This window comes from Enterobacter ludwigii (assembly GCA_023023105.1).
Taxonomy (GTDB): Bacteria; Pseudomonadota; Gammaproteobacteria; order Enterobacterales; family Enterobacteriaceae; genus Enterobacter; species Enterobacter adelaidei.
This window is the reverse complement of record CP083824.1, coordinates 1,236,567-1,257,583: the sequence shown is the minus strand read 5'-3', so window position 1 is coordinate 1,257,583 and position 21,017 is coordinate 1,236,567. Positions and strand designations below refer to the sequence as shown.

At 52.3% G+C, this 21,017-nt stretch carries 16 protein-coding genes, 7 tRNA genes and 1 pseudogene; 19 read left to right on the top strand and 5 right to left on the bottom strand.

Features of this window, described 5'->3' with window-relative positions; all coding sequences use genetic code 11:
- The first annotated feature begins 143 nt into the window (after nucleotides 1-143).
- Nucleotides 144-590, top strand: coding sequence for a ferric iron uptake transcriptional regulator (gene fur / locus LCD46_05920; protein UOY71854.1), 447 nt, complete (start codon nucleotides 144-146; stop codon nucleotides 588-590).
- A gap of 107 nt (nucleotides 591-697) precedes the next feature.
- Here the strand turns inward: fur and LCD46_05915 are convergent, their stop codons facing one another.
- Entirely contained in the window at nucleotides 698-1,027 is a 330-nt protein-coding gene (locus LCD46_05915) for a hypothetical protein (protein ID UOY72900.1), read from the bottom strand.
- A 15-nt stretch (nucleotides 1,028-1,042) separates the two neighbouring features.
- Complete coding sequence (gene chiP / locus LCD46_05910) at nucleotides 1,043-2,440, bottom strand: chitoporin (GenBank protein UOY71853.1); 1,398 nt, start codon at nucleotides 2,438-2,440, stop codon at nucleotides 1,043-1,045.
- Nucleotides 2,441-2,527: 87 nt separating this feature from the next.
- Between chiP and LCD46_05905 the strand changes: the two are divergent.
- Nucleotides 2,528-2,617, top strand: a pseudogene (locus tag LCD46_05905) (methionine synthase).
- Between the two features lie 271 nt (nucleotides 2,618-2,888).
- Here the strand turns inward: LCD46_05905 and glnS are convergent.
- Nucleotides 2,889-4,556 carry a glutamine--tRNA ligase gene (gene glnS, locus LCD46_05900; protein UOY71852.1) on the bottom strand — a complete coding sequence of 556 codons (1,668 nt, stop codon included), beginning with the start codon at nucleotides 4,554-4,556 and terminating at the stop codon, nucleotides 2,889-2,891.
- Between the two features lie 169 nt (nucleotides 4,557-4,725).
- Nucleotides 4,726-6,747 carry an N-acetylglucosamine-specific PTS transporter subunit IIBC gene (gene nagE / locus LCD46_05895; GenBank protein ID UOY71851.1) on the bottom strand — a complete coding sequence of 674 codons (2,022 nt, stop codon included), beginning with the start codon at nucleotides 6,745-6,747 and terminating at the stop codon, nucleotides 4,726-4,728.
- A gap of 326 nt (nucleotides 6,748-7,073) precedes the next feature.
- On the opposite strand from nagE, the gene nagB reads away from it, so the two are divergent.
- From nagB to LCD46_05835, 12 genes are all read left to right on the top strand, one after another.
- A complete protein-coding gene (gene nagB, locus LCD46_05890; protein UOY71850.1) occupies nucleotides 7,074-7,874 on the top strand; it encodes a glucosamine-6-phosphate deaminase in 801 nt (266 codons plus the stop codon).
- A gap of 55 nt (nucleotides 7,875-7,929) precedes the next feature.
- Nucleotides 7,930-9,078 carry an N-acetylglucosamine-6-phosphate deacetylase gene (gene nagA / locus LCD46_05885; protein UOY71849.1) on the top strand — a complete coding sequence of 383 codons (1,149 nt, stop codon included), beginning with the start codon at nucleotides 7,930-7,932 and terminating at the stop codon, nucleotides 9,076-9,078.
- Nucleotides 9,079-9,086: 8 nt separating this feature from the next.
- Nucleotides 9,087-10,307, top strand: coding sequence for an ROK family transcriptional regulator (locus LCD46_05880; protein ID UOY71848.1), 1,221 nt, complete (start codon nucleotides 9,087-9,089; stop codon nucleotides 10,305-10,307).
- Between the two features lie 45 nt (nucleotides 10,308-10,352).
- On the top strand, nucleotides 10,353-11,105 hold the full coding sequence (gene nagD / locus LCD46_05875) for a ribonucleotide monophosphatase NagD (GenBank protein UOY71847.1): 753 nt from the start codon (nucleotides 10,353-10,355) through the stop codon (nucleotides 11,103-11,105).
- Between the two features lie 249 nt (nucleotides 11,106-11,354).
- A complete protein-coding gene (asnB, locus tag LCD46_05870; GenBank protein ID UOY71846.1) occupies nucleotides 11,355-13,019 on the top strand; it encodes an asparagine synthase B in 1,665 nt (554 codons plus the stop codon).
- A 227-nt stretch (nucleotides 13,020-13,246) separates the two neighbouring features.
- Nucleotides 13,247-13,323 (top strand) — tRNA-Met (locus LCD46_05865).
- Nucleotides 13,324-13,332: 9 nt separating this feature from the next.
- Nucleotides 13,333-13,417 (top strand) — tRNA-Leu (locus LCD46_05860).
- Nucleotides 13,418-13,440: 23 nt separating this feature from the next.
- Nucleotides 13,441-13,515: transfer RNA gene (locus LCD46_05855), tRNA-Gln, on the top strand.
- Nucleotides 13,516-13,547: 32 nt separating this feature from the next.
- Nucleotides 13,548-13,622: transfer RNA gene (locus tag LCD46_05850), tRNA-Gln, on the top strand.
- A gap of 17 nt (nucleotides 13,623-13,639) precedes the next feature.
- A tRNA-Met gene (locus tag LCD46_05845) sits at nucleotides 13,640-13,716 on the top strand.
- 40 nt (nucleotides 13,717-13,756) lie between these two features.
- Nucleotides 13,757-13,831: transfer RNA gene (locus LCD46_05840), tRNA-Gln, on the top strand.
- A 35-nt stretch (nucleotides 13,832-13,866) separates the two neighbouring features.
- Nucleotides 13,867-13,941, top strand: a tRNA-Gln gene (locus tag LCD46_05835).
- A 108-nt stretch (nucleotides 13,942-14,049) separates the two neighbouring features.
- Here the strand turns inward: LCD46_05835 and ubiF are convergent.
- Nucleotides 14,050-15,225 (bottom strand): 2-octaprenyl-3-methyl-6-methoxy-1,4-benzoquinol hydroxylase, encoded by a 1,176-nt coding sequence (ubiF, locus tag LCD46_05830; protein ID UOY71845.1) that lies wholly within the window; start codon nucleotides 15,223-15,225, stop codon nucleotides 14,050-14,052.
- A 135-nt stretch (nucleotides 15,226-15,360) separates the two neighbouring features.
- Between ubiF and miaB the strand changes: the two genes are divergently transcribed.
- The 5 genes from miaB (at nucleotide 15,361) to lnt (ending at nucleotide 20,962) form a co-directional block, all read left to right on the top strand.
- A complete protein-coding gene (miaB, locus tag LCD46_05825; GenBank protein UOY71844.1) occupies nucleotides 15,361-16,785 on the top strand; it encodes a tRNA (N6-isopentenyl adenosine(37)-C2)-methylthiotransferase MiaB in 1,425 nt (474 codons plus the stop codon).
- A 154-nt stretch (nucleotides 16,786-16,939) separates the two neighbouring features.
- Nucleotides 16,940-17,986: a PhoH family protein gene (locus tag LCD46_05820; GenBank protein UOY71843.1), complete on the top strand. Its 1,047-nt coding sequence runs from the start codon at nucleotides 16,940-16,942 to the stop codon at nucleotides 17,984-17,986.
- Nucleotides 17,983-18,450, top strand: a complete 468-nt coding sequence (ybeY, locus tag LCD46_05815; GenBank protein UOY71842.1) for an rRNA maturation RNase YbeY — start codon at nucleotides 17,983-17,985, stop codon at nucleotides 18,448-18,450. The genes LCD46_05820 and ybeY overlap by 4 nt, the downstream gene beginning before the upstream one ends.
- Before the next feature lie 89 nt (nucleotides 18,451-18,539).
- Nucleotides 18,540-19,418, top strand: coding sequence for a CNNM family magnesium/cobalt transport protein CorC (gene corC / locus LCD46_05810; GenBank protein UOY72899.1), 879 nt, complete (start codon nucleotides 18,540-18,542; stop codon nucleotides 19,416-19,418).
- Between the two features lie 5 nt (nucleotides 19,419-19,423).
- The gene (gene lnt / locus LCD46_05805; protein UOY71841.1) at nucleotides 19,424-20,962 is read left to right on the top strand and encodes an apolipoprotein N-acyltransferase; all 1,539 of its coding nucleotides are present in this window, start codon (nucleotides 19,424-19,426) and stop codon (nucleotides 20,960-20,962) included.
- Nucleotides 20,963-21,017: the final 55 nt, after the last annotated feature.

The window sequence follows — 21,017 nt, the reverse complement described above, 5'->3', positions numbered from 1 at the left end:
ACCCCATTTTTATAAGCATATTTTGCCTGAGACTTGCTGTTTTCATTTAGACATGGCAGTTCTATAATGAGACGCATTATCCAAGGTGCATTTTCTGTCACTTCCTACAGAAGTGAATCGTTTAGCAACAGGACAGATTCCGCATGACTGACAACAATACCGCATTAAAGAAGGCTGGCCTGAAAGTTACGCTTCCTCGGTTAAAAATCCTTGAAGTGCTTCAGGGTCCAGACAATCACCATGTCAGTGCGGAAGACCTTTATAAACGTCTTATTGACATGGGCGAAGAAATTGGGCTCGCTACCGTCTATCGCGTGCTGAACCAGTTTGATGACGCGGGCATTGTTACCCGTCATAATTTCGAAGGCGGTAAATCTGTATTCGAACTGACCCAGCAACAGCACCACGATCACCTGATCTGCCTCGACTGTGGCAAGGTCATTGAATTTAGCGATGACTCCATCGAAGCGCGCCAGCGTGAAATCGCGGCTCGTCATGGCATCCGCCTGACCAACCACAGCCTGTACCTGTATGGTCACTGTGCTGAAGGTGATTGCCGCGAAGACGATCACGCGCACGACGCTAAATAACTCAAGCTTTCATACTCTGAGCCAGCCGCGAGGTTGGCTTTTTTTTGCCTGTTATTTGACGCAAAAAAGCCCGGTAGCGCTGTGCTACCGGGCATGATGACAGAGAATTATTTGCTGTTGTTACTGCGAATCTCTTTCCAGATCTGGTCGCAACGCTTCGCCACTTCCTGATCGTTTCCGGTTTTACGTGCCTGAATACAGGCCTGGTAATCCATCACGCGAACGTTTTCCTGTGTGGCGAACTGCTCATGTGCCTTCTCTTTCTTCAGCACATTCAGCACGCTCTGACAGGCTTCGATCTTCTCCGGTGAACCTTCCGCTGTGTTAATGCAGGCGCTATACGCCTCTTTAAGACGCGAGTCCTCTTTCGGTGCCAGCTCCTGCGCACACCCCGCCAGCCCCGCAGCCAGCAACGCGACGATTACGATGTTTTTCATCATGTTCTGTCTCCATTAGAAGATAGTGAATGGAGCGATAACCATGAATTTCACGTCACGCTCATCCTGGAAGATGTTGCCGTAACCGCCTGCGTAGCTCGGAATGTCGGAGTGGTTGTCATACTGGGTGAAGTGCAGTTTGAACATCGTGCCTTTCGCGCGGCCGTCCTGCAGGGTGTAGATAGCATCCAGGCTGTAAGAAGACTCTTTCAGGCGATAGTTTGGATCGTAGTAAGCGTCCGGTGTAGCCATATCTGCAGGTTTTGCATCCCAGGCATAAGCGTAAGATGCACCCACCGCCCAGCCAGGCAGGTTCCAGTTTTTCAGGTCATACATCGCGCCGAAGAACACCGCTTTTTCGCCGTCGGCGTTGAAGTCAGAGCGGTTATCCCACCAGATATCAAGACGACCGTTAGACGATGCATAGGTTGGGGTCATACGCTGCAGGAAGTACCCCTGCTGCCCTTCCGCCTTCACCCATGTGCCTTCCAGACGCAAATCAACCTGTCCGACTTTGTAGCCGAAGGTGAGAGCCTGCAACCACGCGGTGCCGTCATAGATATCGTTGACGCCACCATTACTGACTTTGTCGCGCGTACCGTAGAACTGGTAGCTGGTGCTCAACGGACTGCCCGCGATATCAAATTTATAGCTGGCCTTGGCAAAGTACTGATCGACGTAACCTTGAGCCTGGCCAAATGCCGCCTCAAGTACCAGGTCGTTTTTAAAGTCGTATTTAGCACCCAGTGAATGGAGATAATCTACTTTGGTTTTCTTATCGTTCTGGTAGAACTTGTCCATTTCAATGTGCCATGGTGCTTTGTACTCGTTGGTCCACATATAGGAGAAGCTCAACGCACCTGCATCACCGTAATCAAAGTTGGCACCCGCTTCCGCGCCCTGGTAAGTACCCGGCATAAAGCTCCAGTGTGGTGCTAACAGAGTCTGACCGGTTGGCTGAATATAACCGCCGCGCGCCCATACCGGACCGTATTTGAATTTCGCTGCTGCCTTGTACAGGCTGATACCGCTTTTATCTCCGGACCAGTCTTCTTTATAGGCTTTATTACTGGAGGAGAATGCGATTTCGTTCGGGTGGGCGCTGTCGCCGTTTTCCGCCATTTCAATTGCCGTGAATGCCGCAATATCCAGACCGAACATATCGGCAGCATAACCAGACTGGAAATCCAGATTGGCGTTCCAGGTGGAGTGAGAAAGGTTGGTTTTGTATTTGTCTTCAGTGACGTCTTTACGGTCACGTTCACGCTGCCAGTAGTAAATCCCCCCCGTGAGGGTTGAATCATCAATAAAACCTGCTGCCTTCGCCTCTGGTGCAATCACCAGGCCCGACATTGCTGTCACACCGGCAATAGCCAGCGCCAGCGCACTACGTTTGCCACTGAACGTACGCATAGATTATTCCTCTTTGACGAATTAAAACGCCTTAAACGGCGAAAAATATAAAAGACCTAATGGTCAGGGGTAGTTAGAAATACCCTCGAATTAACTACCGCCTTTAGGTTATTTTTCGCGACGCGAATTATCAATGCTTTTCAGCGAGCAAAAGTCAGGATTATGACGAAGTGCACATAATTGGTAGTGATTTGTAACATCTGTGCCAATGCGAGGATTTACAGGGAATAACGCGTATTTTGAGGGAGTACCGACCGTTTATTCTGCGTATTTTTTGTCCTTAAGGTTATTAGTAAATATTGAAACTTTTTTTGAGTAAAATAAGTAGCACCTCATTGACCTCAATTTCACGAACATCTTATTTGTGCTGTGCCTTAATAGTCTGATCGTTAAATAAAAAAACGCCGCTTATCGCGGCGTTTGTCTCTCATTGACCAGAATGGCAATATTATTCGCCGATCTTAGCCCAGGTGTCACGCAGACCAACGGTACGGTTAAACACCGGTTTTTCCGCCGTGCTGTAACGGCTATCCAGGCAGAAGTAACCTTCGCGTTCGAACTGGAACGCTTTACCCGCTTCGGCCGCTTTTAAAGACGGCTCGGCATAACCCTGTTTAATTACCAGAGATTCCGGGTTGATCGTCGCCAGGAAGTCTTCGGCAGCACCAGGGTTAGGGACACTGAACAGACGATCGTACAGGCGAATTTCAACAGGCAGCGCGTGTGCAGCACTTACCCAATGGATAACGCCTTTCACTTTACGGCCATCAGCCGGATCTTTGCTCAGGGTTTCAGCATCATAAGAACAGAAGATGGTGGTGATATTGCCTTCAGCATCTTTCTCTACGCGCTCAGCCTTGATGACGTAAGCATTACGCAGACGCACCTCTTTACCCAATACCAGACGCTTGTACTGCTTGTTCGCTTCTTCGCGGAAGTCAGCACGATCGATCCAGATTTCAGCGCTGAACGGTACGTCGCGGCTACCCATTTCCGGTTTATTCGGATGGTTAGGCATGGACACCAGCTCGCTTTCACCCTGCGGGTAGTTTTCGATAACCAGTTTCACTGGATCGATGACTGCCATTGCGCGCGGTGCGTTTTCGTTGAGATCTTCACGAATGCAGGATTCCAGAGACGCCATTTCAATGGTGTTATCCTGCTTAGTCACACCGATGCGTTTGCAGAACTCACGAATAGAAGCGGCGGTGTAACCACGACGACGCAGACCAGAGATAGTCGGCATACGCGGATCGTCCCAGCCTTCAACGTGCTTGTCGGTCACCAGCAGGTTCAGCTTACGCTTGGACATCACGGTGTATTCCAGATTCAGACGAGAGAACTCGTACTGACGTGGATGCACAGGGATAGTGATGTTATCCAGTACCCAGTCGTACAGACGACGGTTGTCCTGGAACTCCAGCGTACACAGAGAGTGAGTAATGCCTTCCAGCGCATCGCTGATGCAGTGGGTGAAGTCGTACATCGGGTAGATGCACCACTTGTTACCCGTCTGGTGGTGTTCCGCAAACTTAATGCGGTACAGCACCGGGTCACGCATCACGATGAACGGAGATGCCATGTCAATTTTGGCACGCAGACAGGCTTTGCCTTCTTCGAAGCCACCGGCACGCATTTTTTCAAACAGCGCCAGGTTCTCTTCCACGCTGCGATCGCGGTACGGGCTGTTTTTACCAGGCGCGGTCAGCGAGCCGCGGTATTCACGGATCTCATCGGCAGACAGCTCGTCGACGTACGCCAGACCTTTGTTAATCAGCTCTACCGCATAGGCATACAGCTGATCAAAATAGTCAGAGGAGTAGCAGATGTCGCCAGACCAGTTAAAGCCCAGCCATTGCACGTCGTTCTTGATGGACTCAACGTATTCGATGTCTTCTTTTACTGGGTTGGTGTCATCGAAACGCAGGTTGCACTGCCCCTGGTAGTCCTGGGCAATGCCAAAGTTCAGGCAGATAGATTTCGCGTGACCAATATGCAGGTAACCATTCGGCTCCGGCGGGAAACGCGTATGAATTGTGGTGTGCTTACCACTGGCCAGATCTTCATCGATGATCTGACGAATAAAGTTACTCGGGCGGGCTTCTGCCTCACTCATCGTGGATTCCTCAAAGCGTAAACAACGTATAACGGCATATGATCTTATAAGCCGGACGTAGTGACAACCCTTAAAACGGCTCTGAAGAAAATAATGGGGGCATTTGCTGCAAAAAAAAGCGGCGAGGGATATCCCCCGCCGCTTAAGGCATGACTCTACTCAGGAGCGATTACTTGCCTTTAATCTCATACAGTGGCGTTTGACCCGCAACCACTTGACCTTTCGCCTGAATGACCAGGCCACTAAAGTCATCAATGTTGCTGCAAACGACCGGACTAATCATTGAGCGCGCGTTGGCGTTCAGGAAGTCCAGATCCATTTCCAGGATTGGCTGCCCTGCGACCACTTCAGCACCCTCTTCCACCAGGCGAGTAAAGCCCTGGCCGTTCAGCGCAACGGTATCAATACCCATGTGGACAACGATCTCAGCACCATTCTCGGTTTCGAGGCAGAACGCATGGTTGGTATTGAAGATTTTTACGATGGTACCGGCTGCTGGTGACACCACGGTTTTTTCCGTTGGTTTTACCGCGACACCGTCACCGACCGCTTTGCTGGCGAAGGCTTCGTCAGGCACCTGCTCAATGGCAACGACTTCACCCGTCACTGGGGAAACCAGTGCGGCAATCGTTTTAGCATTTGGTACTGCCTGCGGTTTTGCGGCAGCTGGCGCAGCGGCTGGAGCTGCAGACGTTTCCGCTGCGGCTACCGGACCTGTCGTTTTCATGGCATTGGCAATTTTTTCTGCCACGAACCCAACGATAATCTGCACGCTGGTTTTGTTCAGACGGATAACACCGGATGCACCCAGGCGTTTAGCCAGCGCTTCGTTCACCAGAGAAGAGTCTTTTACGTTCAGACGCAGACGGGTGATACATGCGTCGATACCGGTCAGGTTGTCAGAACCGCCGACAGCGGCGATGTACTGACGCGCCAGACCTGCAACATCCTGGTCTTTGTCCGCGCTCACATTCACGTCCTGACCATCCGCTTCGCTACCGGCAACAGCCAGTTCACGACCTGGGGTCATCAGGTTGAATTTGGTGATAGTGAAACGGAACACCACGTAGTAGATAGCAAAGAACACCAGACCCTGTGGGATCAGCATCCACCAGTGGGTTGCCAGCGGGTTACGGGAAGAAAGCACCATATCCACCAGACCCGCACTGAAGCCGAAACCGGCAATCCACTGCATACTTGCGGCGATGAACACAGAGATACCGGTCAGCACAGCGTGGATCACATACAGCACAGGAGCCACGAACATGAAGGAGAATTCCAGCGGTTCAGTGATACCGGTGAAGAAGGCTGCAAATGCACCCGCCATCATGATACCCAGGACTTTCGCTTTGTTCTCTGGACGTGCGCAGTGGTAGATAGCCAGCGCTGCACCTGGCAGGCCGAACATCATGATTGGGAAGAAGCCCGCCTGGTAACGACCAGTGATACCGACAACCGCTTTACCTGCTTCGATGGACTGTGCGCCACCCAGGAAGTTAGGAATATCGTTAATACCGGCAACATCGAACCAGAATACGGAGTTCAGCGCGTGGTGCAAACCGACCGGGATCAACAGACGGTTGAAGAACGCGTATACGCCCGCACCGACGGAACCCAGCTTCTGAATGTGCTCACCGAAGTTCACCAGACCGTCAAAGATAACCGGCCAGATGTACATCATGATGAATGCAACAACGATCATCAGGAAGGAAGTCAGAATAGGCACCAGACGACGACCGCTGAAGAAGGACAGCGCTTTTGGCAGCTCTACGCCGCTGAAGCGGTTGTACAGTTCAGCAGAGATGATACCGACGAGGATACCAACGAACTGGTTTTCAATTTTCCCGAATGCGGCAGGAACTTGATCCGCTGGGATTTTTTGAATCATAGACACCGCTGCTGGGGAGCAGAGGGTAGTTAATACCAGGAAACCGACAAAGCCGGTCAGCGCCGCTGCGCCGTCTTTATCTTTGGACATACCATAAGCCACACCAATCGCGAACAGGACTGACATGTGATCGATAATGGCGGAGCCCGATTTAATAAACAGTGCCGCCAGAGCGTTATCGCCGCCCCAACTTACCGGGTCAATCCAGTAACCGACACCCATTAATATCGCTGCGGCTGGCAGCGTGGCGACCGGCACCATAAGTGCGCGACCAACCTTTTGTAAATAACCTAGAATACTCACTTTCTTCCCCCTATGAGACCCCGTTTAAGGCATGTTCTCAGCTCTGTTTTTTATTGTGTCACGAACTATAAATACAGTTGATGATTCACTGGCATTGTGAGTGTGTGAAAAATTAATTCGTATCGCAAATTAAACACGTATTTTTTGTGATTTTTGTCACCAAATATCGTTATTAACCCTCCCTTATGCTGGCTAACTGCGAAAACTTATTTTATCATTCAAAAAATCAAGACGGATTGATCCGGCCTGAAAGATTCCAGGTTACGCTTAATTCAGGTTCCGATAGCCATCCGCCCACTCTTCTACTTTAACTCTTGAGGTGAACAATGAGACTGATTCCCCTGGCAACTGCTGAACAAGTTGGTAAATGGGCCGCTCGCCATATCGTTAACCGTATTAACGCATTTAAACCTACTGCCGATCGTCCTTTCGTTCTTGGTCTTCCAACAGGCGGCACACCCCTAACCGCGTATAAGGCACTGGTTGAGATGCATAAAGCAGGCCAGGTTAGCTTTAAACATGTTGTGACCTTCAATATGGACGAATATGTTGGCTTACCGAAGGATCACCCGGAAAGCTACCATAGCTTTATGCACCGCAACTTCTTTGATCACGTTGATATTCCATCTGAAAATATTAACCTGCTGAATGGAAACGCGCCTGATATTGACGCAGAATGTCGTCAGTATGAAGAAAAAATCCGTTCCTACGGTAAAATCCACCTGTTTATGGGTGGTGTAGGTAATGATGGTCATATCGCGTTTAACGAACCGGCGTCTTCTCTGGCTTCCCGTACCCGTATTAAAACGCTGACCCATGACACACGCGTGGCAAACTCCCGCTTCTTTGACGGTGACGTTAACCAGGTTCCAAAATACGCCCTGACCGTAGGTGTAGGCACCCTTTTGGATGCCGAAGAAGTGATGATTCTGGTCCTGGGCGGCGTGAAAGCGCAGGCGCTCCAGGCTGCCGTTGAAGGCAACGTTAACCACATGTGGACCATCAGCTGCCTGCAGCTGCATCCGAAATCAGTCATCGTTTGTGACGAACCGTCCACGATGGAGCTGAAAGTGAAAACGCTGAAATACTTCAACGAATTAGAAGCAGAGAACATCAAAGGTCTGTAATTGAATAACCGCCTCTTCATCAAGAGGCGGCCGCTTTTTTTAACCGGGGGTCGTTATGTACGCTTTAACCCACGGTCGGATTTATACCGGCCATGATATTCTGGATGACCATGCGATTGTTATCGCTAATGGCCTGATTGAACGTGTTTGCCCGCTGGCAGAACTGCCGCCGGAGATTGAACAGCGCTCACTCAATGGAGCAGTAATCTCCCCCGGTTTCATCGACGTACAGCTCAACGGCTGTGGCGGTGTGCAATTCAATGACACTGCGGATGCGGTGACGGTAGAAACGCTGGAGATCATGCAAAAAGCCAACGAGAAATCGGGCTGCACCAGCTATCTGCCAACGCTCATCACCAGCAGTGATGACCTTATGAAACAGGGCATCCGCGTGATGCGTGAATACCTGGCAAAACACCCGAATCAGGCGCTGGGTCTGCACCTTGAAGGGCCATGGCTGAATATGGTCAAAAAAGGGACGCATAACCCGAATTACGTGCGTAAACCTGATGCGGAGCTGGTTGACTACATGTGTGCTAACGCCGATGTGATCACCAAAGTGACGCTGGCGCCTGAAATGACAGGTACGGATGTCATCAGCAAACTGGCTGCCGCAGGGATTATCGTTTCAGCGGGTCATTCAAACGCGACGCTGAAAGAAGCCAAAGCGGGTTTCCGCGCAGGCATTACCTTCGCCACGCACCTCTACAACGCAATGCCGTATATAACCGGTCGTGAACCGGGTCTGGTCGGAGCGATTCTGGATGAGCCAGACGTCTACTGCGGTATTATTGCTGACGGCTTACATGTCGATTACACCAACATTCGTAATGCCAAGCGGCTGAAAGGTGACAAGCTTTGTCTGGTCACCGATGCCACCGCGCCAGCAGGTGCAAATATTGAGCAGTTCATTTTTGCCGGTAAAACAATATACTACCGCAATGGACTGTGTGTGGATGAGAACGGCACGCTGAGTGGTTCTGCCCTGACCATGATTGAAGGGGTACGCAACCTGGTTGAGCATTGCGGTATTGCCCTCGATGAAGTGCTGCGTATGGCGACGCTTTATCCGGCGCGCGCAATGGGCGTCGATAAACAGCTTGGCGGAATTGCACCAGGTATGGTTGCAAACCTGACGGCATTCACACACGATTATAAAATTATTAAGACCATCGTTAATGGTAACGAGGTCGTCACTGAGTAAGTAAAAGTATGACACCAGGCGGACAAGCTCAAATAGGTAATGTCGATCTCGTTAAACAACTTAACAGTGCGGCGGTTTATCGTCTGATTGACCAGCACGGGCCTATCTCGCGAATTCAGATAGCCGAACAAAGCCAGCTTGCTCCCGCCAGCGTGACAAAAATTACCCGCCAGCTCATCGAGCGCGGTTTGATCAAAGAAGTCGATCAACAGGCCTCCACCGGAGGCCGCCGCGCTATCTCTATTATTACCGAAACCCGTAATTTTCAGGCCATTGGCGTCCGCCTTGGCCGTCATGACACCACGCTTACGCTCTACGATCTGAGCAGCAAAGCCATTGCGGAAGAGCACTACCCCCTTCCTGAACGCACTCAGGAGACCCTGGAACACGCGCTGCTGAATACCATCGCGCAGTTTATTGAAAGCTGTCAGCGTAAAATCCGTGAACTCATCGCCATCTCCGTGATTCTGCCTGGTCTGGTCGACCCGGAAAGCGGCGTGATCCGCTATATGCCGCACATCCAGGTTGAAAACTGGGGGCTGGTCGATGCGCTGGAAAAGCGCTTTAAAGTGACCTGTTTTGTAGGCCATGACATTCGCTCTCTGGCGCTGGCGGAGCACTATTTTGGTGCCAGTCAGGACTGCGAAGACTCTATTCTGGTGCGCGTTCACCGCGGTACAGGTGCAGGCATTATCTCTAATGGGCGTATTTTTATTGGTCGCAACGGTAATGTCGGTGAGATCGGCCATATTCAGGTCGAGCCGCTTGGCGAACGTTGCCACTGCGGAAACTTTGGTTGTCTTGAGACCATTGCCGCCAACACGGCCATTGAGCAGCGTGTTCGCCATTTGCTTGAACAGGGTTATCAAAGCCGCGTCACGCTGGACGATTGCAAGATAGGAACTATCTGTAAAGCCGCCAATAAAGGCGACGCGCTGGCCTGTGAGGTGATCGAGCAGGTTGGACGCCACCTGGGTAAAACCATTGCTATCGCGATTAACCTGTTTAACCCGCAAAAAGTGGTGATCGCCGGTGAAATTGTTGAGGCGGAAAAGGTACTGCTGCCCGCCATTGAAGGCTGTATTAATACCCAGGCGCTGAAAGCATTCCGCCAGAATCTCCCGGTTGTTCGTTCAAAGCTTGACCATCGTTCAGCGATTGGCGCATTCGCGCTGGTAAAACGTGCGATGCTCAACGGCATTCTGTTGCAGCATTTGCTGGAAAGTTGATCGAACCTTATAGTAACGCCTTCTTTTTTTGATGTCGGACTGTCCATGACCATTAAGAATGTAATTTGTGATATCGACGGCGTGCTGATGCACGACAACGTTGCTGTGCCGGGTGCTGCGGAGTTTCTTCACCGCATCATCGACAAAGGAATGCCTCTGGTTCTTCTCACGAACTACCCTTCTCAGACCGGTCAGGATCTGGCGAACCGTTTTGCCACAGCCGGTGTCGACGTGCCGGACAGCGTGTTTTATACCTCGGCGATGGCAACGGCTGATTTTCTGAAACGTCAGGAAGGGAAAAAAGCCTATGTGGTGGGTGAAGGTGCGCTGATCCATGAGCTGTACAAAGCCGGTTTTACCATCACCGATGTGAACCCGGACTTTGTGATCGTGGGTGAAACGCGCTCCTTTAACTGGGAGATGATGCATAAAGCGGCATACTTTGTCGCCAGCGGCGCGCGTTTTATCGCCACCAACCCGGATACGCACGGCCGTGGCTTTTATCCGGCATGTGGTGCGCTCTGCGCCGGTATCGAGAAAATCTCTTGTCGTAAGCCGTTTGTGGTCGGGAAACCTAGCCCGTGGATCATCCGTGCCGCACTGAACAAAATGCAGGCTCACTCTGAAGAAACCGTCATTGTCGGCGACAACCTCCGCACCGATATTCTGGCCGGTTTCCAGGCGGGTCTTGAAACTATTCTGGTGCTCTCTGGCGTCTCTCAGCTTGATGACATTGATTCGATGCCGTTCCGGCCGAGCTGGATTTACCCCTCCGTTGATGAAATTGACATTATCTGATACCAAACCACGCCTCAGGGCGTGGTTTTTCATTTTCAGCCCAGCCAAATAAAAGCCCATCTAACAAAAACCACGTTTTATTGAATAATCATCAATAAAAGCATGCATGACATACTCGTTTTTCACTATTCAGCAATTACCATTGCACTATTTCCGTTTTAGCCCGTAAAACGCTTGCGCACCCTGTCCCTTTGCGGCATTTTCATAAGCAAGCAACATCACAATGCAACAGGGTTAACGGAGAAGGTTATGTGTTCTATTTTTGGCGTACTGGATATTAAAACTGACGCGGGCGAACTGCGTAAAAAAGCACTCGAATTGTCCCGCCTGATGCGCCATCGCGGCCCGGACTGGTCCGGCGTTTACGCCAGCGATAAAGCTATTCTGGCTCACGAACGTCTGTCGATCGTAGACGTCAACGCTGGTGCTCAGCCGCTGTATAACGAGAAAAAAACGCACGCGCTGGCTGTCAACGGTGAAATCTACAACCATCAGGCACTGCGTGCCGAGTACGGCGACCGCTACGCATTCCAGACCGGTTCTGACTGTGAAGTGATCCTCGCGCTGTATCAGGAGAAAGGCCCGGCGTTCCTGGACGACCTGCAGGGCATGTTTGCCTTCGCACTGTACGACAGCGAAAAAGACGCCTACCTGATCGGCCGTGACCACATCGGCATTATCCCGCTGTATATGGGTCACGATGAACACGGCAACTTCTATGTTGCCTCTGAAATGAAAGCCCTGGTACCGGTTTGCCGCACCATTAAAGAGTTCCCTGCAGGCAGCTACCTGTGGAGCAAAGACGGCGAGATCCGTCAGTATTATCAGCGCGATTGGTTCGACTATGATGCGGTAAAAGACAACGTCACGGACAAAGCCGAGCTGCGTCAGGCGCTGGAAGACTCCGTTAAAAGCCACCTGATGTCAGACGTGCCATACGGCGTGCTGCTCTCCGGCGGTCTGGATTCCTCCGTGATCTCCGCGATCACCAAGAAATTTGCCGCCCGTCGCGTGGAAGATCAGGAACGCTCTGAAGCCTGGTGGCCACAGTTACACTCCTTTGCCGTGGGCCTGGAAGGCGCGCCGGATCTGAAAGCCGCACAGGAAGTGGCAAACCATCTTGGTACCGTGCACCACGAAATTCATTTCACCGTGCAGGAAGGTCTGGATGCGATCCGCGATGTTATCTATCACATCGAAACTTATGATGTGACGACCATCCGCGCCTCTACGCCTATGTATCTGATGTCCCGTAAGATCAAAGCGATGGGCATTAAGATGGTACTGTCTGGCGAAGGTTCTGACGAAGTATTCGGTGGCTACCTGTATTTCCACAAAGCGCCGAATGCCAAAGAGTTGCATGAAGAGACAGTGCGCAAACTTCAGGCGCTGCATATGTTTGACTGTGCGCGTGCCAACAAAGCGATGTCGGCCTGGGGTGTGGAAGCGCGTGTCCCGTTCCTGGATAAGAAATTCCTCGACGTCGCGATGCGTATCAACCCGCAGGACAAGATGTGCGGCAACGGCAAAATGGAAAAACATATCCTGCGCGAATGTTTTGAATCCTACCTGCCGGCAAGCGTGGCATGGCGTCAGAAAGAGCAGTTCTCTGACGGTGTAGGTTACAGCTGGATCGACACCCTGAAAGAGGTGGCGGCAAAACAGGTTTCCGACCAACAACTGGAAACAGCGAGCTTCCGCTTCCCGTACAACACGCCGGGTTCCAAAGAAGCCTATCTGTACCGTGAAATTTTTGAAGAACTGTTCCCGGTTCCAAGTGCTGCGGAATGTGTGCCGGGTGGCCCGTCCGTCGCCTGCTCTTCAGCAAAAGCGATTGAATGGGATGAATCTTTCAAATCCATGAACGATCCATCAGGACGCGCGGTAGGCGTTCACCAGTCAGCCTACAAATAAACGCTCAGATCGCAATCAGGCCCCTCAGGGGCCTGATTTTTTTGCCTCACATTTCACCACCTAAATCTGATTAATAACCAATAATTGCCGAATATTCGGTCACGCTGTTCGCAACCTAACCAAACAGTCACATTCCGGCCATTTTCGTTGAAAAAGGTGTTGACGCTGCAAGGGTCTATACGCATAATGCGCCCCGCAACGCCGATAAGGTAACGCGAAAAAAAGATGGCTACGTAGCTCAGTTGGTTAGAGCACATCACTCATAATGATGGGGTCACAGGTTCGAATCCCGTCGTAGCCACCATCTTTTTTTGCGGGAGTGGCGAAATTGGTAGACGCACCAGATTTAGGTTCTGGCGCCGCAAGGTGTGCGAGTTCAAGTCTCGCCTCCCGCACCATTCCCAGGTAAGCGTTGCACGGATGGGGTATCGCCAAGCGGTAAGGCACCGGTTTTTGATACCGGCATTCCCTGGTTCGAATCCAGGTACCCCAGCCATATTTCTTCGATTTTGCGGTTCTCCGCGGTATTGGGGTATCGCCAAGCGGTAAGGCACCGGTTTTTGATACCGGCATTCCCTGGTTCGAATCCAGGTACCCCAGCCATCGAAGATTGCAGTACTGGCTACGTAGCTCAGTTGGTTAGAGCACATCACTCATAATGATGGGGTCACAGGTTCGAATCCCGTCGTAGCCACCATATTTAGATTGTCGATTTTTCGGTAATCAAGACAAATTGTTGGGGTATCGCCAAGCGGTAAGGCACCGGATTCTGATTCCGGCATTCCGAGGTTCGAATCCTCGTACCCCAGCCAATTTAAAAAAGTCGTTAAACACTGTTTAACGCAATTGGGGTGTCGCCAAGCGGTAAGGCTCTGGTTTCTGATACCAGCATTCCGGGGTTCGAATCCCTGCACCCCAGCCACTTAGTAACAAAAAAGCCCGCTCTGCGGGCTTTTTTGTTTTTGTTGCTAGTATTGTGCGGCCTGATGCCCTCACCCTGGCCCTCTCCCACCGGGAGAGGGAATAAAGTTTAGAGTCCGAGGGCGTATTTCAACGCCTGACGCTTCAGACCTCCGGCACGCTCAGCCGCCATCAATCCAATATTACGCAGAATACGCACCGGCCCTACGTCATTGCTGAACCCGGCATAGAACAGATCCATCCCTGACTGCATGATGAAGTTATCCGCCATACGCCGCGTCTGGTAACGCTTAAGTACCTGATGGCTTGACCAGTCCTCCGCATGCCCGCGTGCACTACCCAGCACATCCAGTAATGCATCAACATCACGATACCCCAGGTTTACCCCCTGCCCTGCCAGCGGGTGAATGGTATGTGCCGCATCTCCTACCAGAGCCAGCCCTTCGCGGGCATATTGCAACGCGTGTCGACGAGTCAGCGGGAATGCTCCTGCCGCAACCGGCGTCACATATCCCAGTCGGCTCGGGAAGTGGCGCATAATTTCGTCTTGCAGTTGCGCCATCGAAAGCCCCTGTAACTGACGAATACGCGCCGGTTTGTCGTACCACACCAGCGATGCCCAGTTATCGAACAACGGTAAAAACGCGTGCGGACCATTCGGCGTAAAGTGCTGCCAGGTGCTCTCTCCTGGCGCATTCTCACACTGGACAGTAATCAACATACAAGACTGTTGATACTGCCAGGCATGAACCCCAATCCCCGCCATCTCTCTGACCTGAGAGTTGGCGCCATCAGCGCCCACCACCAGCTTCACGGCTAATTCATCATCATTATCAAGCGTCAGGCGATATCCGTTGTCATGACGATGCAAGGCTTTGAGTGACGATGGGACACGCAGCGTCACCTTCGGGTGTGCCTCCAGCGCCTGCCAGAGCGCCTGCTGGAGGACGTTGTTTTCCACCATATAGCCCAGACGGGGCAGCTTGAGTTCAGCGGCATCAAACGCGACGTGGGCATTTTCCCACTCCCACGTTTCGAGGCGGCTGTAAGGGTGAGCACGCATCGTCAGCACCGCGTCCCAAACGCCCAGCCCGCGCAGTAGATCAACTGAGGCGGCACCGATCGCGGAAATACGCACATCCGGCTTTGCCGTCGGGTCAAACGTAGCAGGAGCAGCCTGCTCGATAACCGTCACCTCAAATCCCTGCTGCGCCAGCCCCAGCGCCAGTGCGCCGCCGACCATACCGCCGCCGACAACGGCGATTTCGGTTTGTTGGAGTGTCATGGTCAATTTTCCTTATTGCAGAATCCCTTAAGTTTACCGGATTTTTGGGGTCAGGAGGTTGACAACCTTCATACTGGTCACAACCGCACCAAAGCATTACAATACGCGGCTTGCAATCCTGAGCTGAGCAAGTCGATGACTAAAAAACTCCATATAAAAACCTGGGGCTGTCAGATGAACGAATACGATTCATCCAAGATGGCCGATCTGCTGGATACAACCCACGGATACCAGCTGACTGAAAATGCGAAAGAAGCCGATGTGCTGCTGCTAAACACCTGTTCTATTCGTGAAAAAGCGCAGGAAAAAGTCTTTCATGTGTTAGGTCGCTGGAAACTTCTCAAACGAAAAAATCCGGACTTGATCATTGGTGTTGGCGGTTGTGTTGCGTCGCAGGAAGGGAAACTGATCCGCCAGAGAGCCCCGTATGTGGATATTGTCTTTGGCCCTCAGACCCTGCACCGCCTGCCTGAGATGATCAATCAGGTTCGCGGTAATCGTAGCCCGGTTGTTGACGTCAGCTTCCCGGAGATTGAAAAATTTGACCGTCTGCCAGAGCCGCGCGCGGATGGCCCGACCGCTTTTGTCTCTATCATGGAAGGCTGCAACAAATACTGCACTTACTGCGTGGTGCCTTACACGCGCGGTGAAGAGGTCAGCCGTCCGGCGGATGACATTCTGTTTGAAATCGCCCAGCTTGCCGCGCAGGGCGTACGCGAAGTGAACCTGCTGGGCCAGAACGTTAACGCCTGGCGCGGCGAGAACTATGACGGCAGCACCGGCAGCTTTGCTGAACTGCTGCGTCTGGTCGCAGCCATTGACGGTATCGACCGCATTCGCTTCACCACCAGCCACCCGATGGAATTTACCGATGACATCATCGATGTTTATCGCGACACGCCGGAACTGGTGAGCTTCCTGCACCTGCCGATTCAGTGTGGTTCTGACCGTGTGCTGAACCTGATGGGGCGCCCGCATACGGTGCTGGAGTACAAATCCACCATCCGTAAACTGCGTGAAGCCCGTCCTGATATCCAGATTAGCTCGGACTTTATCGTCGGCTTCCCAGGCGAAACTGCCGACGACTTTGAGCGCACCATGAAGCTCATCGGCGACGTGAATTTTGACGTTAGCTACAGCTTCATCTTCTCTGCACGTCCTGGAACCCCTGCGGCAGATATGGTTGACGATGTGCCGGAAGAAGAGAAAAAGCAGCGTCTGTATATTCTGCAGGAGCGTATCAACCAGCAGGCCAATGCCTGGAGCCGTCGTATGCTTGGTACTGTCCAGCGTATTCTGGTTGAAGGCACCTCGCGCAAGAGCATTATGGAACTCTCCGGTCGTACCGAAAATAACCGCGTGGTGAACTTCGAAGGCACCCCGGATATGATCGGTAAATTCGTGGACGTCGAGATTGTGGAAGTGTTGACCAACTCGCTGCGAGCGAAGGTGGTACGTACCGAGGATGAAATGGGTCTGCGCATTGCAGAATCTCCGGAATCCGTCATTTCCCGAACCCGAAAAGAAAACGATTCTGGTGTGGGTATCTATCAGCCGTAATGCGTCCAGGCCTGCCTTTCTGGCAGGCCTTGTAATTCCCCTCTTCGCCCCCAATATCCATCGCAATGCTTGCGCCTTTATTCTGTGGCGTGAATAATTTCGGTAATGACAGTTTTATGATACCAGCCCTACTAAACACTCAAAGAGGAACGGTTTGAATATAGACACGCGTGAAATTAGCCTTGAGCCAGCAGACAACGCTCGCCTGCTGAGCCTGTGCGGGCCGTTTGATGACAACATCAAGCAACTGGAGCGACGTCTGGGTATCGAAATCAATCGTCGCGATAATCATTTCAAACTGACCGGACGCCCTATCTGCGTCAACGCCGCTGCAGATATTCTGCGTAGCCTGTATGTGGATACCTCCCCAATGCGTGGCGAAATTCAGGATATCGAGCCAGAACAGATCCACCTCGCCATTAAAGAAGCGCGAGTGCTCGAGCAGAGCGCGGAAAGTGTGCCTGACTACGGCAAGGCAATTAACATCAAAACCAAACGTGGCGTGATTAAACCGCGTACGCCAAACCAGGCACAGTACATCGCGAATATCCTCGACCATGACATCACCTTCGGCGTCGGACCGGCCGGTACCGGTAAAACCTATCTGGCGGTAGCAGCAGCAGTGGATGCGCTGGAGCGTCAGGAGATCCGCCGTATTCTGCTGACTCGCCCAGCGGTTGAAGCGGGCGAGAAACTGGGCTTCTTGCCAGGCGACCTGAGCCAGAAAGTCGACCCATACCTGCGTCCCTTATACGACGCGCTGTTTGAAATGCTCGGTTTTGAAAAAGTTGAGAAACTTATTGAGCGTAACGTTATCGAAGTTGCTCCGCTCGCTTATATGCGAGGCCGTACGCTGAACGATGCGTTTATCATTCTCGATGAAAGTCAGAACACCACCATCGAACAGATGAAGATGTTCCTGACGCGTATCGGCTTTAACTCGAAAGCGGTCATTACCGGTGACGTCACCCAGATCGACCTGCCGCGCAGCACCAAATCTGGCCTGCGTCACGCCATTGAGGTGCTGGCCGAGGTCGAAGAAATCAGTTTTAACTTCTTCCACAGTGAAGACGTGGTACGCCACCCGGTCGTCGCGCGTATTGTTAACGCCTACGAGGCCTGGGAAGAAGCCGATCAGAAGCGTAAGGCCGAACTGGCAGCAGAACGTAAGCGCGAAGCGCAGGAGCAAGAACAGAAATGAGTCAGGTGATCCTCGATTTACAGCTGGCCTGTGAAGATAATTCCGGTATGCCAGAAGAGGCGCAGTTTCAGAAATGGCTGGATGCCGTTATCCCCCAGTTTCAGGAAGAATCAGAAGTCACGATTCGCCTGGTGGATGAAGCTGAAAGCCATGAGCTTAACCTGACCTATCGCGGGAAAGATAAGCCTACCAATGTGCTCTCTTTCCCGTTCGAAGCCCCACCGGGCATCGAGATGCCGCTGCTGGGCGATCTGATCATCTGTCGCCAGGTGGTTGAGCAGGAAGCCAAAGAGCAGCAAAAACCCCTTGAAGCCCACTGGGCGCATATGGTGGTACATGGCAGCCTGCATCTGCTCGGCTACGATCATATAGAAGATGACGAAGCAGAAGAGATGGAGTCCCTCGAGACAGAGATAATGCTTGCTCTGGGCTATGAGGATCCGTACATTGCCGAGAAAGAATAGTCAGTCTCCCCACTGACTAACATGCCGCCACGAAAGGAAATCGCGTGGCGGTAAACATTGAACTAACAAGAGAACCCTTAACAAACGCCATGAGCGACGACAATTCACACAGTAGCGACACGACAAACGGTAAAAAGGGATTTTTCTCCCTCATTCTGAACCAGCTTTTCCACGGCGAACCGAAAAACCGTGATGAACTGCTGGAGCTGATTCGTGATTCCGGGCAAAACGACCTTATCGATGAAGATACGCGCGAAATGCTCGAAGGGGTCATGGACATCGCCGACCAGCGTGTTCGCGATATCATGATCCCCCGTTCGCAAATGATCACCCTGAAACGTAACCAGACACTGGACGAGTGCCTCGATGTGATTATCGAATCCGCTCACTCACGTTTCCCGGTCATCAGCGAAGACAAAGATCACATTGAAGGGATTTTGATGGCGAAAGATCTGCTGCCGTTTATGCGCAGCGATTCTGACGCTTTCAGCATGGAAAAAGTGTTACGCCAGGCCGTGGTTGTGCCGGAAAGTAAACGTGTGGATCGGATGCTGAAAGAGTTTCGCTCTCAGCGTTACCACATGGCGATTGTTATTGATGAATTTGGCGGTGTGTCGGGTCTTGTCACGATCGAAGATATTCTTGAGCTGATCGTGGGAGAAATCGAAGATGAGTATGACGAAGAAGAAGATATCGACTTCCGTCAACTGAGCCGCCACACCTGGACTGTGCGTGCGCTGGCCTCGATTGAAGACTTTAACGACGCTTTCGGCACCCACTTCAGCGATGAAGAGGTTGATACCATTGGCGGTCTGGTGATGCAGGCCTTTGGCCACCTCCCGGCGCGCGGTGAAACCGTTGACATCGACGGTTACCAGTTCAAGGTAGCGATGGCCGACAGCCGACGTATTATACAGGTTCATGTCAGAACGCCGGATGACTCACCGGTGCCAAAACTGGAAGATTAATGTAAATGGCATTTGCCCCACTGCTTGAACGCCAGCGCGTCCGTTTGCTGCTGGCGCTGTTACTCGGAGCCAGCGGTACGCTGGCTTTTTCTCCTTACGATATCTGGCCCGCCGCCATTCTCTCCCTGATGGGGCTTCAGGGCCTGACCCTGAATCGTCGTCCGGTACAGGCTGCGGCTATCGGTTACTTCTGGGGACTGGGGCTGTTTGGCTCAGGCATCAACTGGGTCTATGTTAGCATCGCCCAGTTTGGCGGAATGCCTGGCCCGGTTAACGTCTTCCTGGTGGTATTGCTCGCCGCGTATCTCTCGCTCTATACCGGTCTGTTCGCCGGCATCCTTTCTCGCCTGTGGCCAAAAACCACCTGGCTGCGCGTCGCCATTGCGGCGCCGGTTGTCTGGCAAATTACCGAGTTCCTGCGTGGCTGGGTATTGACCGGTTTTCCATGGTTGCAGTTCGGCTACAGCCAGATTGACGGGCCGCTGAAAGGCCTGGCACCGGTGATGGGCGTTGAGGCGATTAACTTCCTGCTGATGGTTGTCAGCGGCCTGCTGGTACTGGCGTTGGCCAAGCGCTGCTGGAAGCCGCTGGTTGCGGCACTGGTATTGTTCGCACTGCCCTTCCCGCTGCGCTATATCCAGTGGTATACCCTGGAGCCAGAACGCGCTACGCAGGTTTCCATGGTGCAGGGTGATATCCCGCAGGCCATGAAGTGGGATGAAAAGCAGCTTCTGAATACGCTGAAGATCTACGCCAACGCGACCGAAGAGGTCATGGGCAAATCACAGCTGATTATCTGGCCGGAATCTGCGATCCCGGACCTGGAAATAAACCAGCAGCCGTTCCTGAACATGATGAACGATCTGCTGCTCGCGCGCGGCAGCACGCTGATTACCGGTATTGTTGATGCGCGTCTGAATCAGCAGAACCGTTATGACACCTATAACACCATCATTACCCTCGGCAAAGATAGCGAATACAGCTACAACTCCACTGACAGGTACAACAAAAATCACCTGGTTCCGTTTGGTGAATTTGTCCCGCTGGAGTCCATTCTGCGCCCGCTGGCACCGTTCTTTGACCTGCCGATGTCCTCTTTCAGCCGCGGCCCATACGTTCAGCCGCAGCTGCATGCGCACGGTTTTGCCCTGACCGCAGCCATTTGCTACGAAATTATCCTCGGCGAGCAGGTACGCGATAACTTCCGCCCGGACACGGACTTCCTTCTGACCATCTCCAATGACGCGTGGTTTGGTAAGTCGATTGGCCCATGGCAACACTTCCAGATGGCGCGAATGCGTTCCCTGGAGTTGGCGCGTCCACTGCTGCGTAGCACCAACAACGGCATCACCGCCGTAATTGGCCCACAGGGTGAAATTCAGGCCATGATCCCGCAGTTTACCCGTGAGGTGCTGACCACCAACGTCACGCCAACCACGGGACTGACGCCGTACGCCCGCACCGGCAACTGGCCGCTGTGGATCCTGACCGCGCTGTTTGGTTTTGGTGCGGTGTTGATGAGTCTTCGTCAGCGTCGTAAATAACCTTACCTTATGTTGCCGGGTGGCGTTGACGCTTACCCGGTCAACTTTTCCATAC

What these genes read in the sequence shown, in the direction of transcription:
- fur (UOY71854.1), top strand. Translation starts at nt 144, where the DNA reads ATGACTGACAACAATACCGCATTAAAGAAGGCTGGCCTGAAAGTTACG.
- LCD46_05915 (UOY72900.1), bottom strand. Translation starts at nt 1,027, where the DNA reads ATGAAAAACATCGTAATCGTCGCGTTGCTGGCTGCGGGGCTGGCGGGG.
- chiP (UOY71853.1), bottom strand. Translation starts at nt 2,440, where the DNA reads ATGCGTACGTTCAGTGGCAAACGTAGTGCGCTGGCGCTGGCTATTGCC.
- glnS (UOY71852.1), bottom strand. Translation starts at nt 4,556, where the DNA reads ATGAGTGAGGCAGAAGCCCGCCCGAGTAACTTTATTCGTCAGATCATC.
- nagB (UOY71850.1), top strand. Translation starts at nt 7,074, where the DNA reads ATGAGACTGATTCCCCTGGCAACTGCTGAACAAGTTGGTAAATGGGCC.
- nagA (UOY71849.1), top strand. Translation starts at nt 7,930, where the DNA reads ATGTACGCTTTAACCCACGGTCGGATTTATACCGGCCATGATATTCTG.
- LCD46_05880 (UOY71848.1), top strand. Translation starts at nt 9,087, where the DNA reads ATGACACCAGGCGGACAAGCTCAAATAGGTAATGTCGATCTCGTTAAA.
- nagD (UOY71847.1), top strand. Translation starts at nt 10,353, where the DNA reads ATGACCATTAAGAATGTAATTTGTGATATCGACGGCGTGCTGATGCAC.
- asnB (UOY71846.1), top strand. Translation starts at nt 11,355, where the DNA reads ATGTGTTCTATTTTTGGCGTACTGGATATTAAAACTGACGCGGGCGAA.
- ubiF (UOY71845.1), bottom strand. Translation starts at nt 15,225, where the DNA reads ATGACACTCCAACAAACCGAAATCGCCGTTGTCGGCGGCGGTATGGTC.
- miaB (UOY71844.1), top strand. Translation starts at nt 15,361, where the DNA reads ATGACTAAAAAACTCCATATAAAAACCTGGGGCTGTCAGATGAACGAA.
- ybeY (UOY71842.1), top strand. Translation starts at nt 17,983, where the DNA reads ATGAGTCAGGTGATCCTCGATTTACAGCTGGCCTGTGAAGATAATTCC.
- corC (UOY72899.1), top strand. Translation starts at nt 18,540, where the DNA reads ATGAGCGACGACAATTCACACAGTAGCGACACGACAAACGGTAAAAAG.
- lnt (UOY71841.1), top strand. Translation starts at nt 19,424, where the DNA reads ATGGCATTTGCCCCACTGCTTGAACGCCAGCGCGTCCGTTTGCTGCTG.